We start from the raw sequence: 11,934 nt of genomic DNA, 5'->3' as shown, positions 1-11,934 counted from the left end.
ATCCCTGTGGAAGCCGGCCTTGCCGGCGATGGGCTACGCAGTAGCCCCAGGGTCAATCCTGCGTACGCCACAGCACCGGCCACTTGTCTGGCCAGTTCCCAGTGCAACTGCCCATGCGTGACAGCGAGCGCGGTCGCATGCGCTCCCCGTCAAAACGCCAGCTCTGTTCCATGCCGCAATCGCCAATGCCCCGCGCCAGGATGAAACTGCTGAGCACCCCGGTGTCCGGGTCATAGCCCACCGAACCGCCAAAATCGTCCCACTGCTCCTGCGCCGCAATCTTCTCCAGTTGCAGCGCCTTCGCCTGCTCGGGATGCGCCCGCGAAGTGGTGTACAGCGCGTACTCGCAGTTGTAGGCACCGCAGCCGAAACGAAAGCTGACCAGCGCCGTGTCCTTGCTCAAGGCATAGGCCTGGGCACTGTCCGGGGTCCAGTCCGCGTCGGGATCGCGCCAGTCGTTTGCGGTGGCGGTCATGACCACCTCGCTGATGCGCCTGGCCTCTGCTTCACCCATCGGCTCGGGGCGTACGAATGGCGCCAGTTTGGGCAGCACTGGCGCAGGTGGCACGGCGCTATCCGGCGCATCCCCTGTGCGCACCAAGGCGCTGCGATGCCCTGCCCGCCCCTGCACCGAATCGATCAGCAACAACGAAGCCGTCAGGCCGTTCAGAGAGCTACCGAGCTCACCATCATTGCTCTGCGAGGTCAGGCGCGCGCCGTTGCGCATGGCCTTGAGCAGGGCCATGGCCTGCTCGCCGCTGGCGTGCCAGAACACCACGCCGTCCTCCTGAGCCTCGCTCAAGGGTAGTGCCAGCGGCTGGCCATCGAGCTGCAACGGCGCCTCCAGCGAGCTGTTGCTGAAGATCGTCACCTGCAGTTGGCCATCGAGGCCGGCCCCGCGCATTACCTGGATGCCCAGCGGCATGTCCGCCCGGGTATCGGCCGCCAGCGCCGTGCACTGGCGGGTATTGTCACAGCCAACCACCCAGTCCTTGAGGGGCTGGTACAGCGGTACCGGTTCTGCCGCCGCAGCGTGGGCAGCACCGGGCAAGGCCAGCAAGGTGAAAAAAGCGGCGTGCAACGGTGCGCTCATGATGAATTCCGTTTCTGGTAAACGGCGCATTCTAACGCTGGGCATCCTGAAAGTACTGCTCCAGGGTAATGATGCTGAGTTCACCAGCGGCTGGCTGATTAGACAACCGGCTTGCCAAAAACATATGGAAATCCATATATTCGAATTTCCATATATAAAAGGCCGATTCGATGCTCAGCCCCACCGCCCTGTTCAAATGCCTCGCCGATGAAACCCGTGCCCGCGCCACGCTGCTAATCGCCCGCGAAGGTGAGCTGTGCGTCTGCGAGCTGATGTGCGCGCTCGACCACAGCCAGCCAAAGATCTCCCGCCACCTGGCGCAACTGCGCAGCTGCGGCCTGTTGCTCGACCGCCGCCAGGGCCAGTGGGTGTACTACCGGCTTAACCCGCAACTGCCGGCCTGGGTCAACCAGGTATTGCAGTTGACCCTTGAAGCCAACGGCCAGTGGCTCAGCGCCGACAGCACCCGCCTCGACGGCATGGGTGATCGCCCTGCCCGCGCAACCTGCTGCTAAGGAGTCCGCCCCATGCGAATCCTGTTCATGTGCACCGCCAACAGCTGCCGCAGCATTCTGTGCGAAGCGCTGTTCAACCACCTGGCCCCGGCCGGTTTCGAAGCGCTCAGTGCCGGCAGCTTCCCCAAGGGCCAGGTGCATCCTCGCAGCCTGTCGACCTTGCAACGCGCCGGCATCGATATCAGCGGCCTGACCAGCAAAGGCAACGACACCTTCGTCGACAACCCACCGGACATCGTCATCACCGTCTGCGACAACGCCGCTGGCGAAGCCTGCCCGCTGTACTTCGGCCCGGCACTGAAGAGCCACTGGGGGCTGGCGGACCCGTCCGAAATCCACGGCACCGACACCCAGCTCGATGCCGCCTTCGACGCCACCCTGGCGCGTATCGCGCTGCGCTGCACAACCTTCCTCGCCCTGCCCTTCGAGCGCCTGAGCCGCGATCAACTGCAGGCTGAAATCGACCGCATCGGCACCCTGTAAAAGGACTCTCCCATGAACGATCAACTGCCCAATCTCGACCTCGACCTGATCCCTGCCAACGCCGACCATGACGGGCACAAGCCGCGCATCCTGCTACTTTACGGCTCGACCCGCGAACGCTCGTTCAGCCGCCTGCTGACTGAGGAAGCTGCGCGCCTGCTGGAGCACTTGGGCGCCGAAACCCGGATTTTCAACCCCAGCGGCCTGCCCCTGCCCGACGACGCGCCCGAGGACCATCCCAAGGTGGTCGAACTGCGCGACCTCATGCAATGGTCCGAAGGCCAGGTGTGGTGCTCGCCCGAGCGCCACGGCGCCATGTCGGCGGTGTTCAAGGCGCAGATCGACTGGGTGCCGCTGGCCATGGGCGCGGTGCGTCCGACCCAGGGTAAAACCCTGGCAGTGATGCAGGTGTGTGGTGGTTCGCAATCATTCAACGTGGTCAACCAGCTGCGGGTACTGGGGCGCTGGATGCGTATGTTCACCATCCCCAACCAGTCCTCGGTGCCCAAGGCCTGGCTGGAATTCGACGGTAACGACCGGATGAAACCTTCGGCCTACTACGACCGCGTGGTCGACGTCATGGAAGAGCTGGTCAAGTTCACCCTGCTGCTGCGCGGGCGCAGCGAGCATTTGGTCGATCGCTACTCCGAGCGCAAGGAGTCGGCCGAGGCTTTGTCACAGCGGGTTGGCCAGCGTTCGATCTGAGCGCCTGACGATAGCCAGCGAATAATCGCACCGGCTGTCGTCATCCAGGCTTACCAGTTCCATGGCCAGTGCGAAGCGCTCGGTAATCCCCAGCTCATCCCCCAGCCCACGGAAAAACTCGCGCAGTACCGGCCACTGCAGCACGTCTTCGAAGCCCAGTTCACGGGCGATGCGGTGGTAGCGATCGGCGCCGGTGATGCGTATAAACACCTGCTCGGCGCCGAATTCGAGGATGTGCAGGCGGTATTCCGGACTGGAGGTAAAAATCGCCGCCACCACCAACCGGCCGAGGCCACGGGCGTCGCGCTCCAGTTGCACCTGGCTGGCCATGTGCCGCGCCGCCATGCGCCGGCCGAGGCGATAGAACATGCGCTCGGACAGGCGATTGATGTGCTCGCGGCCAAACATTTCCCCGGCCTGCTCCAGCATCAGGCCATAGAAGGCTCCGGTGATGTTCGACAGCGACTGGGCCATGCCGACCACGCTGTCGGGGAAAAACGCATGGACCAGCGCCTGCCAGTCCATATCCTCGGGGTAGCGGTCGTGCTCGCGCAGGGCGGCGGCTTGCAGGAAGGTCTCGGGAAGTCCTTTTCCGGGCGAATTCATTGCCACTGATCTCCATGAAATGGCCCCATGCATCCATTGCACAGGCGACCGATGAGTGTAGGCAAGCCTTGCTGGCGCTACCTCACCAACCGACGTCCGGCATGCTCACGGCCCATGACGAACTGCAGCAAGCGGTCCATCGGCAACGGCCGGCAGAACCAGAAGCCCTGGCCCAGGCTACAGCCCTGGGCCTTGAGGTAATCGAGCTGCTCGCGGGTTTCGATGCCCTCGGCCACCACCTGGAGATCCAGGCTCTCGGCCAGCATCAGGTAGCCATTGACGATAGCCTGGTCGATCGGGTTGCTCTGCACCTCGCTGATGAACACCCGGTCGATTTTGAGCTTCTCGAACGGCAAGGCGCGCAAGGTGCTAGGCGATGAGTAACCGGTACCGAAATCATCGATCGACACCTGCACGCCCATGCCTTGCAAGCGCAAAACGTTCTGCCGGGCCTGCTCGATATCCTTGAGCGCGACGGTTTCGGTCACTTCGATTTCCAGGCGGTTGGCCGCCAGGCCGCTGCGCTCGAGAACCGCGGCCAGTTTGCTGACAAAATCGCACTGCATGAACGAGTAGCCACTCATGTTCACCGCCACCGGCACATCCAGCAGGCCGGCTTCGATCAGCGCCCGGTTGTCGGCGCAGGCACGGGTCACCACCCAGACATTGAGCGCAGACATCAGCCCGTTCTGCTCAGCCAGGGGGATGAACACCTCGGGCGATACCGGGCCGTTGGCGCCGTCGTTCCAGCGCAGCAAAGCCTCAAGGCCGGTGATCCGTTGCGGGTCGGCCAGCTCGAACTGCGGCTGGTAATGCAGCTGCAATTGCTCGGTCTCGATCGCCTGGCGCAGACGCTCCAGGCGCTGCTGCTCGCGCTGCTGGGTGATGCGCATGGCCGGGTTGAAACAAGCGATGCGATTGCCGCCGGCCTTCTTCGCCTGGTACATGGCAAAGTCGGCATCGATGATCAGTTGATCCGGCGCCGGCGCTTGCCCTTCCCGGCAATTGGCGCAGGTACTGACGCCAAGGCTTGCGCGCACAGCCAAGGCCATGCCGTCGATCCGCAGCGGCGCCTGCAGGCACTCGAACAGCCGTGTGGCCAGGCCCATGCCACCCTGTTCGGCAAACGGCTGACGCACCACCACCACGAACTCATCGCCGCCAACCCGGGCCAGCAACCCCGCACCGGTCAGGCACTGGCGAAAGCGCTCGGCGACGCCAACCAGCACCCGGTCACCGACGTAATGACCATGGTTGTCGTTGATGATTTTCAAGCCATCGAGGTCGATGAACACCAGCACCAGTTGCTGCACCTGCGCTTGCGCCAGGGCGATCTCCTGCTGTAGGCGCGTATGCAGGGCGCTGCGGTTCATGCAGTGGGTCAGGGTGTCATGGCTGGCCAGGTGGTTGATGCGCCGGTGCATCTGCAGCTGTTCACTGATGTCATAGCACACCCCGATCAGCAGTTGCCGGCCACCCAGCAACAGCTCGCCGACACTTACGTGCAAATCGAACAACGAGCCGTCCTTGCGCTTGCCGAGCAGCTCGCGTACCAGGCCGTTGAGCTTGCGCCCGCCGCCCGCACGGTAGGACGCCAGGCACTGATCATGGTGCTCGGCGTAGGCCCTGGGCATCAGCCGGGAAATATTCGCACCGGCAAGTTCGGCGAAGCTGTAGCCGAACAGCTTCTGCGCCGCGGCATTGATCGCCTGCACCCGCCCCCATTCATCGGTGATGACAATCGCATCGGCGGCGGCCTCGAAAATCGCGTAGGGAATGCTGGTCAGCTCGCGCTCGGCGTTGGCCGCGAGCTTGTCGAAATCCTCTCGGGTCATGATCGCGGCCTAGCGGTTGAAGCGGTCCACCAGCGCATACATTTCATGCGCCGTGTGTTCAAGCTCACGGCCGATGCTGGCGGAACTGGCGGCTATGTCGACGTTCTGCTCGGACACCTGGGCGATGGTGGTGATCTGCCGGCTGATGTCTTCGGCGACATGGGCCTGCTGTTCGGAGGCGGCGGCCATCTGTTCGGTCATCTGGTGGATATGCTCGACCGCCACGCCGATGCCTTCCAGGGCGTTCTGGGTGGCGATCACCTGATCGACACCGGCATGGGCCTCGTCACTGCCCTGGCGGGCGATATCCACCGCCTGGTTGGCGGCGCTGTGCAGCGACTGGATGATGGTCTGAATGGTTTCGGTCGACTCCTGGGTCTTGAACGCCAGCGCCCGCACCTCATCGGCGACCACGGCAAAACCACGACCCTGCTCGCCGGCCCGGGCCGCTTCAATGGCGGCGTTGAGCGCCAGCAGGTTGGTCTGGTCGGCGATCTGCCGGATCATGTTCGAGGCGATCTGGATCGACTGGGTCTCGTCGGCAAAATTTTCCACCGACTGGCTGATCTGGTTCACCGTGTCCTGCAGTTTCTCGATCACCAGGCGAGTCTTGCCGGCTTCTTCGGAGCCGACCCGGGTCAGCTGGTTGACGTCGTCGGCCTCACGGGCGGTGTCGTGGATGTGGGTCGAAACCTCGGAGATAGACGCCGCCATCTGGGTCATGGCAGTAGCGGCCATGTCGGTCTCGTCGCGCTGGCGCTGCAACGACGACTCGGAGGCCTGAGCCAGCTTGCCGCTTTCGCCGGCCATGGTTTCGGTCTTCTGCGCGTAGTCGCCGGAACGGCTGAGGGCGGTGCGCACCTTGGCCTGTTCGCTGATCAGCGACATCATCAACTGCGCCACGGCGCCATGCTCGTCGGTGTAGGTGCGGGCAATCAGTTCGCTGTCGAAACTGTCGGCGGTGGCACGCCGGGCCAGGGCGAACTTGCGCTGCAGGTTCCAGTGCGCAGCCACCTGCATGCCGACAAAACCACAGGCCAGCACGGCCAGCGCCGCCCAGCTATCGAGGTACCACACGGCGGCAAGGCAAGGCACGCCAAGCGCCACCGGCGCCAGCGCCTGCTCTTTCACAGCCTTGGCCAGGTGCTTGAAGCTCCAGCTCTTTTTGCCCGTACGGATGCGCTGGTAAAGCGCGGCGGCACGCTCGATATCGGCACGCTGCGGCTTGACCCGCACCGACTCGTAGCCGACGACCGTCGCCCCCTCGAGGATCGGCGTGACATAGGCGCTGACCCAGTAGTGATCGCCGTTGCGGCAGCGGTTCTTGACGATGCCCATCCAGCTCTTGCCGGCCTTGAGGTACGACCACATGTGGGCGAACACCGCTTCGGGCATGTCCGGGTGGCGGACGATATTGTGCGGGCTGCCGATCAGCTCTTCACGGCTGAAGCCGCTGATGGCCACCAGCTCGTCGTTGCAGTAGGTCAGGTTGCCGTGCAGGTCGGTGGCAGAAATCAGCCGCTGTTGGTTCTGGAAGATGACTTCCTGCTGGGTGACCGGCAGATTGCTTCTCATGCGCTGGGTATCCGTTATTACGAGATCAATCGGGTGTAATTACCCGCATTGTAGGTGTGGCAATTGGCCATACCTCATGAATAGAGCGGCTGTAGCTATAGCGATATGGAATACCTGGTTAATTTTGCTCGCCGGGCTGGTTGGCCAGGGTCAGGCATTCACGGAACAGCCGGCTGGCCGGGTCGAGGCTGCGATTGGCCGAGTAGAAGCAGCCGATGCTGCCAAAGCTCAGCGGCTTGCCAAGGTCGAAGGCCTTTAGCTTGCCGCCCTGGGCCAGTTGCTGGGTGGTTTGCAGGGGGAAGAAGCCGACGGTCTGTTGGTCCTGCATCAATTCGTAGTTGGTCAGGGCCGCGATCGACTCGATGACGTTGGCCGGCGGGCCCAGGTCCAGTTCCTCGAACAGGCGGTCGACGGTACGCCGCAACAGGCCGCTGCGCGGCGGCAGAATCCACGGGAACGGATGCAGCTCGGCCAGGCTCAGCGGCCCGCCGCTGGCGTGCAGCGGGTGCTCGGCACCGGCGACGATGCACAATCCCTCCTCGCACAGCACATCGACTTTGAGCCGCGGCTCGTGCTCGTGCCAGCGCCAGTCATCGGGAATGCGCCCGACGACAATATCCAGCTCACCGGCCAACAGGCTTGAGAACAGCTGGTCCATATGCCCGACCCGCACCGTCACCAGCACCCCTGGCGCGCTCTCCTTGAGCAGGCGCAGGGTATGCGGCAACAGCAAGGCCGATGACGAGGTCAGCGAGCCGACCATGACCTGGCCGGTGGTGCCGCTGTGGTAGGCATTGACCTCATCGGTGAGGCTGCGCAGTTCGGTGAGCATGGCATGGGCGCGGCGCACCACCACCCCACCCAGCTCGGTGGCACGCACCCCGCGGTTGCCGCGCACCAGCAAGGCGGCGCCAAGGAAGGCTTCCATTTCGTGGATGATCTTGGTCACGGCCGGCTGGGTCAGGTTCAACGCCTGGGCCGCGCCCACCAGCGAGCCGCTACGCAGGACCTGGTCGAAGACCACCAATTGATAGAGTTTGAGTTTGCGCGCAACAGAGACAACGGTCGACTTCATGGGTAACACCGGATGATGATCGAGCGCCGTAAAAACAGCACTCAACCTAACGGGCGATTCCTTATTGTTTTATAAACTTTCACACCAGAACTTCGCAGCGTGGCGGGGAGAGTTGTTCATTCCTTTAAACTCAATATAGAGCCCGCAGGCGAGCAAAAAACTGATGTAGATCATCAATTTAGGCGAGAAAAACAGGTAGGGAGAGAGGGTGCGGCGGGGGTTATTTTCCGAGCATAACATACTTTCAGACATCGGCAAGGCAGCGGCTTCCTTGTTATTCCAAACAGCCTATAAAGCAGTCGATTAAAGTTGAAATAAAAATAACGAACACAACTATAACAACTTGGAATATCAGCAGAATTCAATATCGCTACTTGGCTCAACGATGGATTGGGCGCTTGACCCTGCCCTTGACACAGCCAAAAGCCCCCAGGCGGTGGGGTTTTATCTGCATTACGGCTTTGTTCAGACTGGCCGTTCGCCGCTGGATGGCGAAGGCCGGCCGTTCCCGTTGTTGCACATGAGCTTGCCGGCTGCAACGGCCTGAAACGGTTCTGGGTTGCCAAGCAGGAATTGGGTCAGTGCGCCAGTGACGGTTGGGTAGCGACCGAGACGGTGAAGATCAAGACAAACAGCACAACGAGTACCCAGAACACCACCACGATTGTCAGCATGACAACCTTCAGGCTTTGATAAAGCCAGCGCAACCAATGACCTTCGGGTCTTGCTGCTGAGCGGGTTCTGAGTACGCCCTTCAAATAGAAACCGAGCAGGGCCAACAGTGCGCCATCCATCAACAGCGCGGGCAGCCCGGCTACGGGAAAAATGCTTTCCCACCGATAGAATGGCGAGCGGCTCAGGAACAGCACATAACAGGTGAGGCTGCCGTAGGGGATGGCTCGCCACCCTTTACCGGCCAGCGCCCCGACCATCAGGCACATAACCACCATGAACGGGTTGAGGAGAATATCGATCATCCATTCCAGTACGTTGGGGAAGTAGCCCGGGGAACGGATGCTGCGCCAGATGTGTTCGAACAATGTTCAGGCTCCTGCCTTTTATGGACTTTCCGCAGCACGGTATCGGCGCATTGTCGGGTTACATGAGCCCTGTTCAGGGGCTGTACGAAACGCCTCTCGTCGTAGACTGCTTACGAGCGAACGCTCGGTACTCTTGGTAGACTATTGCACCTTTGTTTTTGATTAGCGCCGGCATGCTTTAGCAAACCCCGCAAAGCAAAAACACCCCTGAATGGCTGCAAATGCGTCGTAGAACATGCCCCTAGAATCTGCATCAACCCCAGTAAACCCGCGCCCTGAGCCGTCCCGCCGGTTCAGCGTTGCGCCTATGATGGATTGGAGATACTTTTCTCAAGACCTCCGTTTTTACTAGAGATTTTCAATCCAATTCGCGCCCCGTACCATTTTTTTACCACGCTCTTTGTAATTTTTTACTATCTCAATCAGGAAGGAACCTAACGCAGCGTCCTCTCGCCATGATAGTCCCGCGGGTGTGCTGATCCCTCCAAATAGTTGCACCTGTGAGCGCTTGCTATTATCTTGCCTGCAATCGCCAAGCGCCATCATTGAAGGATCCAAAATGGCCGCCACACATAAAATTGCTCCCAGCAACCCTCGCCTGTCCGCTCTCCTGTCAGACGTCGCCCGCGGAAATATTAAGATTCCTGTATTCCAACGAGAATATGTCTGGTCCGACGAGCAGATTATGAGCCTTCTGGACTCCATTTATCGGGGCTACCCAGTAGGATCACTACTACTATGGTCCACGAAAGAAAAACTAAACCATGAACGTGATGTCGGCGGTTTTAAACTACCAACGACACCGGAAGATTATCCTGTGAACTATGTCCTTGATGGACAACAGCGCCTAACTACGCTTTATGGTGTATTTAACTCCGACGCTGATACGGCCGATGCAGAGCTTGCGGCCCGCTTTGATGTCTCATTTGTGCCCGCAACAGGCGAATTCGTTCACAGCTCACTCGCCCCTGTAAGCTCAATCAACCTTCGAAATATCTTGGACACCACTAAACTCCTGCCGGAGCTAGGGCGGTTCGACCAAGCAGATAGCAAAACAATCGCGGAACTAACTGAACGATTCAAGGATTATGAGTTCCCTGTCGTCACCATCAAAGACCGCACCAATCAAGAAGTCTGCCGAGTATTCCAGAGAATCAACTCATCCGGCACCAGTCTTAGCACGCTTGAACTGCTAGCGGCTTGGACTTGGTCCGAACAATTTGATCTTCGCAATGAAATCGAGCAACTACTAGACACCTTAGCTGACAAGGGATATGAGCAAATTGAGGAATCATTGCTCATGCGATGCCTTGCGACGATCACGCTTAACCGAATTGATGCAGACGAACTGGTAGATGTGCCAGCCGACCGGCTAATTGAAGGGATGACGAAACTTAAGCAAGCTATGTTCTGCTGCACCGACTTTCTTGAAAAGCAGCTTCATATCAAAAATTTCGTATTCATCCCCTTCCCTATTATGCTTGTCCCACTCGTGACGTTTTTCTCACGCACCTTAAAACCTAGCGCCCTGCAAGTAATTGGCCTCAAAAAGTGGTTCTGGCATTGTGCGTTCACGCAAAGGTACAAGGCCGGCACTAACAAGCAGGTCTTGGCAGATATTGAGAAAATGGAAAGACTTTCTCAAGGCGAAGGCCCTTTCGACGACTTAGACGACAAAATCGAAAGCAATTTGTTCAAAAAATCATGGCGCATTAACACAACTGCTGCCAAGACCACTATTTGCTTACTGGCACAGCTGCAGCCTAAGAGCTTCCTTAATGGTCAAAACATCGAGCTGGGCACGACGTTAGCGTCCTACAACTCAAGGGAATTCCATCACATTTACCCTAAATCTTACTTGCTTGGCCAGGGCATTGGCTTTCACGAATCAAACATCATTGCGAACATCTGCCTTCTGAACTCCTCAGACAATCGGACCATATCCGATAAAGCCCCGGACATCTATTTCAGCGAGATCAATGAGCTAATCAAAGCCAATGTATTCAAAGCCGCGCTGATCCCAGAAGGATTTCACGACGGAGATAGGTCTTATGTAGACTTCATCAATGCCAGGGCAGAACTATTAACAACCGCGGCAAAAAATCTAATCAAGAATGGCTCATACCCATAATTTAAGCTAACTGCATATAGCTCAGTGTGATCTCAGCAGAAAGCCCCTCGCCCCGCAAAGTAGGCGGACTCGAGGGGCTCAAACGAAACCTCTAAGCCATGGTACTTTACATTAAATTTTAGAGTAGCATACTAATTACTCAACCCCCTACTAAACGCGAAACCGAACGACTTGAGCATATGACTAGAAGCCACGTTCGCCGCCTAGCACCAATTTAAAGCTCCGAAGTTCCTCCGAGCTTAACTTTTCTTCAAACGCACTTTGACCAACAATTCGCACCATGCGCGAGCAGATGGTTGAATATTTTTCAATCCAGTAACTTTTTTCTAATTGACCTAGCCAGTGGTTGTCTCTCTCATCAGAAGGATGGGCACCTAAAAGATCAATATAGTACCTTATGGATGTAGTCATTATTGCCATATTGTGCAGTAATGCTAATATCGCCTTATTCACGGCTTCGGTTGTAGCAATTTCATTATTTGACAGCGCATAGAGAACGAGCCTAAGCGGTTGACCATAGTACTCTGCGCCCAAGCCGACATTATTGAATGGCATCTCTAGCTTTTTCTCAACTACCAAATCCAATCTTGAAATCGACTCGCGCGCCAACAACAATTTTTGCTGATACGCACTTGAAGCGAAGCTTTTATATACCAAGTACCCTGCTAGAAGCGACGCCACAGGAGCTACAACCCCACCAATATACGAGCCAAAACCACCCCAGTCTTGATTATTTTGGCTGATACTTATATTTCCGACTGCATACATTGCAAACAGATACGTCATTGCAGCAGCCACCGATACAGCAATAAACGCCATGAGGGCAAATCTTAACTCTCTCAATATTTATCCTTTACTTATGATTACAGTTATACA

The 11,934-nt window shown here is 58.5% G+C and carries 10 protein-coding genes and 3 pseudogenes; 5 read left to right on the top strand and 8 right to left on the bottom strand.

What is annotated here, in order from left to right; translation table 11 throughout:
- Positions 1-52: 52 nt before the first annotated feature.
- Positions 53-1,093: a DUF1176 domain-containing protein gene (locus JYG36_RS09710; protein WP_213603745.1), complete on the bottom strand. Its 1,041-nt coding sequence runs from the start codon at positions 1,091-1,093 to the stop codon at positions 53-55.
- Between the two features lie 170 nt (positions 1,094-1,263).
- On the opposite strand from JYG36_RS09710, the gene JYG36_RS09705 reads away from it, so the two are divergent.
- Genes JYG36_RS09705 through arsH form a run of 3 tightly spaced genes read left to right on the top strand, consistent with a single transcriptional unit; the run spans position 1,264 to position 2,796 of the window.
- Positions 1,264-1,608: a metalloregulator ArsR/SmtB family transcription factor gene (locus JYG36_RS09705; RefSeq protein ID WP_045194829.1), complete on the top strand. Its 345-nt coding sequence runs from the start codon at positions 1,264-1,266 to the stop codon at positions 1,606-1,608.
- A gap of 12 nt (positions 1,609-1,620) precedes the next feature.
- Positions 1,621-2,091 (top strand): arsenate reductase ArsC, encoded by a 471-nt coding sequence (locus JYG36_RS09700; RefSeq protein ID WP_213603744.1) that lies wholly within the window; start codon positions 1,621-1,623, stop codon positions 2,089-2,091.
- A gap of 12 nt (positions 2,092-2,103) precedes the next feature.
- Complete coding sequence (gene arsH, locus JYG36_RS09695; RefSeq protein WP_213603742.1) at positions 2,104-2,796, top strand: arsenical resistance protein ArsH; 693 nt, start codon at positions 2,104-2,106, stop codon at positions 2,794-2,796.
- Here the strand turns inward: arsH and JYG36_RS09690 are convergent.
- The 5 genes and pseudogenes from JYG36_RS09690 to JYG36_RS09675 all read right to left on the bottom strand — a co-directional run bounded on the left by JYG36_RS09690 (position 2,767) and on the right by JYG36_RS09675 (position 7,887).
- The gene (locus tag JYG36_RS09690; RefSeq protein ID WP_045194835.1) at positions 2,767-3,402 is read right to left on the bottom strand and encodes a hypothetical protein; all 636 of its coding nucleotides are present in this window, start codon (positions 3,400-3,402) and stop codon (positions 2,767-2,769) included. The genes arsH and JYG36_RS09690 overlap by 30 nt on opposite strands.
- 77 nt (positions 3,403-3,479) lie before the next feature.
- Positions 3,480-5,237 (bottom strand): putative bifunctional diguanylate cyclase/phosphodiesterase, encoded by a 1,758-nt coding sequence (locus tag JYG36_RS09685; protein ID WP_213603740.1) that lies wholly within the window; start codon positions 5,235-5,237, stop codon positions 3,480-3,482.
- Positions 5,238-5,246: 9 nt separating this feature from the next.
- Positions 5,247-6,194, bottom strand: a pseudogene (locus JYG36_RS26780) (methyl-accepting chemotaxis protein); the annotation flags it as partial.
- Between the two features lie 357 nt (positions 6,195-6,551).
- Positions 6,552-6,812 (bottom strand): annotated as a pseudogene (locus JYG36_RS26775) (PAS domain S-box protein); the annotation flags it as partial.
- Positions 6,813-6,930: 118 nt separating this feature from the next.
- Positions 6,931-7,887, bottom strand: coding sequence for a LysR family transcriptional regulator (locus tag JYG36_RS09675; RefSeq protein ID WP_213603738.1), 957 nt, complete (start codon positions 7,885-7,887; stop codon positions 6,931-6,933).
- 421 nt (positions 7,888-8,308) lie between these two features.
- On the opposite strand from JYG36_RS09675, the pseudogene JYG36_RS09670 reads away from it, so the two are divergent.
- Positions 8,309-8,434: pseudogene (locus tag JYG36_RS09670) on the top strand (GNAT family N-acetyltransferase); the annotation flags it as partial.
- A 31-nt stretch (positions 8,435-8,465) separates the two neighbouring features.
- Here the strand turns inward: JYG36_RS09670 and JYG36_RS09665 are convergent.
- Complete coding sequence (locus JYG36_RS09665; protein ID WP_045194846.1) at positions 8,466-8,927, bottom strand: hypothetical protein; 462 nt, start codon at positions 8,925-8,927, stop codon at positions 8,466-8,468.
- A gap of 559 nt (positions 8,928-9,486) precedes the next feature.
- Between JYG36_RS09665 and JYG36_RS09660 the strand changes: the two genes are divergently transcribed.
- On the top strand, positions 9,487-11,058 hold the full coding sequence (locus tag JYG36_RS09660) for a DUF262 domain-containing protein (RefSeq protein WP_213603736.1): 1,572 nt from the start codon (positions 9,487-9,489) through the stop codon (positions 11,056-11,058).
- 183 nt (positions 11,059-11,241) lie between these two features.
- Here JYG36_RS09660 and JYG36_RS09655 read toward each other — a convergent pair whose 3' ends face one another.
- Positions 11,242-11,877, bottom strand: a complete 636-nt coding sequence (locus JYG36_RS09655) for a protein-tyrosine phosphatase family protein (protein WP_249744414.1) — start codon at positions 11,875-11,877, stop codon at positions 11,242-11,244.
- Between the last annotated feature and the right edge of the window lie 57 nt (positions 11,878-11,934).

The sequence above is a fragment of the Pseudomonas sp. SORT22 genome (assembly GCF_018417635.1).
Classification (GTDB): Bacteria; Pseudomonadota; Gammaproteobacteria; order Pseudomonadales; family Pseudomonadaceae; genus Aquipseudomonas.
This window is presented reverse-complemented; position numbering and strand designations above follow the sequence as displayed.

Excerpts from the sequence above, each read along its gene's own strand:
- JYG36_RS09710 (WP_213603745.1), bottom strand. The coding sequence starts at position 1,093 with ATGAGCGCACCGTTGCACGCCGCTTTTTTCACCTTGCTGGCCTTGCCC.
- JYG36_RS09705 (WP_045194829.1), top strand. The coding sequence starts at position 1,264 with ATGCTCAGCCCCACCGCCCTGTTCAAATGCCTCGCCGATGAAACCCGT.
- JYG36_RS09700 (WP_213603744.1), top strand. The coding sequence starts at position 1,621 with ATGCGAATCCTGTTCATGTGCACCGCCAACAGCTGCCGCAGCATTCTG.
- arsH (WP_213603742.1), top strand. The coding sequence starts at position 2,104 with ATGAACGATCAACTGCCCAATCTCGACCTCGACCTGATCCCTGCCAAC.
- JYG36_RS09690 (WP_045194835.1), bottom strand. The coding sequence starts at position 3,402 with ATGAATTCGCCCGGAAAAGGACTTCCCGAGACCTTCCTGCAAGCCGCC.
- JYG36_RS09685 (WP_213603740.1), bottom strand. The coding sequence starts at position 5,237 with ATGACCCGAGAGGATTTCGACAAGCTCGCGGCCAACGCCGAGCGCGAG.
- JYG36_RS09675 (WP_213603738.1), bottom strand. The coding sequence starts at position 7,887 with ATGAAGTCGACCGTTGTCTCTGTTGCGCGCAAACTCAAACTCTATCAA.
- JYG36_RS09660 (WP_213603736.1), top strand. The coding sequence starts at position 9,487 with ATGGCCGCCACACATAAAATTGCTCCCAGCAACCCTCGCCTGTCCGCT.
- JYG36_RS09655 (WP_249744414.1), bottom strand. The coding sequence starts at position 11,877 with ATGGCGTTTATTGCTGTATCGGTGGCTGCTGCAATGACGTATCTGTTT.